The organism is Vibrio sp. M260118, assembly GCF_036533755.1.
In the GTDB taxonomy this organism is placed as follows: domain Bacteria; phylum Pseudomonadota; class Gammaproteobacteria; order Enterobacterales; family Vibrionaceae; genus Vibrio.
In genome coordinates this window covers 1-2,296 of the sequence record NZ_JATABG010000459.1, presented here as the reverse complement: position 1 = coordinate 2,296, position 2,296 = coordinate 1, and the positions used below count along the sequence as shown (strand labels likewise).

Annotated in this window: 3 protein-coding genes; 2 read left to right on the top strand and 1 reads right to left on the bottom strand. The window is 43.9% G+C overall.

The window, feature by feature from the left end; translation table 11 throughout:
• The coding region (locus QTO00_RS18320) for a Lon protease family protein (protein WP_331426053.1) at positions 1-1,450 on the bottom strand (1,450 nt) is incomplete at its 3' end.
• Between the two features lie 170 nt (positions 1,451-1,620).
• Between QTO00_RS18320 and matP the strand changes: the two genes are divergently transcribed.
• Both matP and QTO00_RS18310 read left to right on the top strand, forming a co-directional pair.
• Positions 1,621-2,067 (top strand): macrodomain Ter protein MatP, encoded by a 447-nt coding sequence (gene matP, locus QTO00_RS18315; RefSeq protein WP_038203066.1) that lies wholly within the window; start codon positions 1,621-1,623, stop codon positions 2,065-2,067.
• A 28-nt stretch (positions 2,068-2,095) separates the two neighbouring features.
• Positions 2,096-2,296: DUF3634 family protein (locus QTO00_RS18310; protein WP_331426052.1), on the top strand; the 201-nt coding region annotated here is incomplete at its 3' end.

Below are 2,296 nucleotides of genomic sequence, written 5' to 3'. Positions count from 1 at the left end.
CTACCACGTCTTTGTTCAGAGACAAATGGATAAGGTTAGACTTAGGTAAGATTACACCTTGTTCGCCAGTTAAGCCTTGAAGTTTACATACGTGATAGAAGCCTTCGATTTTTTCGTTTAGGCCGCCAACAGCTTGAACGCGGCCAAATTGGTCAACAGCGCCAGTTACCGCGATTTGCTGGTTTATCGGGTACTCAGATAGAGCAGAGACGAAAGAGCAAAGCTCAGCAAGTGTGGCACTATCCCCATCAACTTCACTGTACGACTGCTCAAACACGACTGAGGCTGAGTAGGGCAGCGGCTCGTCAAGTTGTAGTGCACTGCTAACAAAGGCTTGCATGATCATCATGCCTTTAGCGTGTAAGTTACCACCAAGTTCGGCTTTACGTTCTACATCTGAGATATCGCCATCACCAAAATGAATGACACATGATATTCGTGCAGGCTCACCATACGACATAGGATGCCCTGGCACGTCAATAACGGTTAGGCCATTGACCTGGCCGATACATTCACCTTGAGTCTCAATGATGACTTGGCCGTCAGTGATGTCTGCGAGAGCTCTTTCTGGGAGGTAGGCTTCACGATGATATTTTGCCTCTATGGCTTGTTCAAGGTCTTGCTCTGAGATGACTTTGTTGTTCGAGGTGACTAGGGCCTCTTGGAACAGTGACAAGTACCAAAGGATCTCGATTGGCATATAGTGCTGATCTTCGGTATAGCGCGCGCCAGCATTCATTAGTCGATGTATGGCGCCGAACGAGAGAGTGGGTAGCTTGTATGTATGAATAATCCACGCGATGAAACCTAGCAACTGTGTAATACTTTCGCTGTTAAGTGCTAGTTCATTTTCGATTTCGGTGAACATAGCTAGACCAGTGTACAGTTCAGGCTCTAAATATTCGAAATCTGCGATTTGGTGACGATCACCGACCATAACGATCTTTATGTCGTAGGTTTGCGATGGTGGGTTAGTCGCAAGTTTACGAGGGTCTGCATTTACAGGGCTGACGACCTGCCCAAGCAATACGGACTTCAAAGTTTGCCAACTTGCAGGGTTAGCCAATAGTAAGGTTACTGGTATCACTAAATAGCCGCCGTTAGCTTTGTCTAGCAATCCTTGGTTTGAAGTGACGATCTCACCGCAATCGTTACAGGTGTATGAACCTAGTAGCGTTGAAATGCTTAAAGACTCACTCGTTTCCACAGGCTTGCTGCCTACAAGTGCTTGTAAACCATCTTTAATCAAGTTGCGGTAGAAGGAGTTGTCAGCAGAATTGATAACAAGTAAGCGGCTAAAGCCCTCTATTGTGGCTAGGGTTTTCAGTGATTGTTTGAGACGAGGTTGGATATTAAAAAAATCGACTTTTTCTATCTCATCAAATCGTTGGATCTGCGCGTCATATTGAGAATATTGTGGCGTGACAGCATGCCAGCTTTCTTGGTTCATTAAATCAATTCATGTACTTAAAATGGATGAAAATTATATAGAAAAACCGTTTCGGGAGATACAGATAATTTATCTGATGATCTTGATCGCTTTTCAACTAAAAATGGGATTGTAACTTGGGTTAGTTAGGGTTACGCTGTCACCTGGGACGTTAACGGAATGGCTTTACAATGAAATATCAACAGCTTGAAAACTTAGAATGTGGTTGGAAATGGAATTATTTGATCAACAAGTGGAAGGCCGGTGAAACTATCACCAGTTACGTTGATACCAGTGAAGCCGATGCTGCGATTCATGAGCTACGTCAAATAGAGCATGAGCCAACGAAAGTTCTTGAGTGGATTGAGCAACATATGTCGCCAGAGCTAGACAATAAGCTCAAGCAGGCGATTCGAGCTAAACGTAAGCGTCACTTTAATGCTGAGCAAATCCATACTAAGAAAAAGTCTATCGATCTTGATTATCGGGTATGGGAGAAACTATCACACAGAGCGAATGAGCTTGGTTGTACTTTATCTGATGCGATTGAATATTTGTTATCAGAGGCGTCGCGCAGTGAAAAAGCGAGCAAAGCAGTGAATAGTCTAAAAGAAGATTTGTCCAAATTACTTGATTAGGGTCAACTGACCCTAGTAGGGAGCGCCTATGCTGTACGTCGTTATTGTTGCATCAATTTTAATCTTTTGGCTGGTCGCAGTAGATCGACCTATTTTAAAAGTCACGTTCTCCGATGGCAAAATCACTCGCGAGAAAGGGCACTTCCCGCCAAGCTTTAGGCATAATGTGGTTGAAATTGCTGAGCGCACTCCATTTAGTGGAGAGTTAAAAGTGTATCAGCAGCGTACA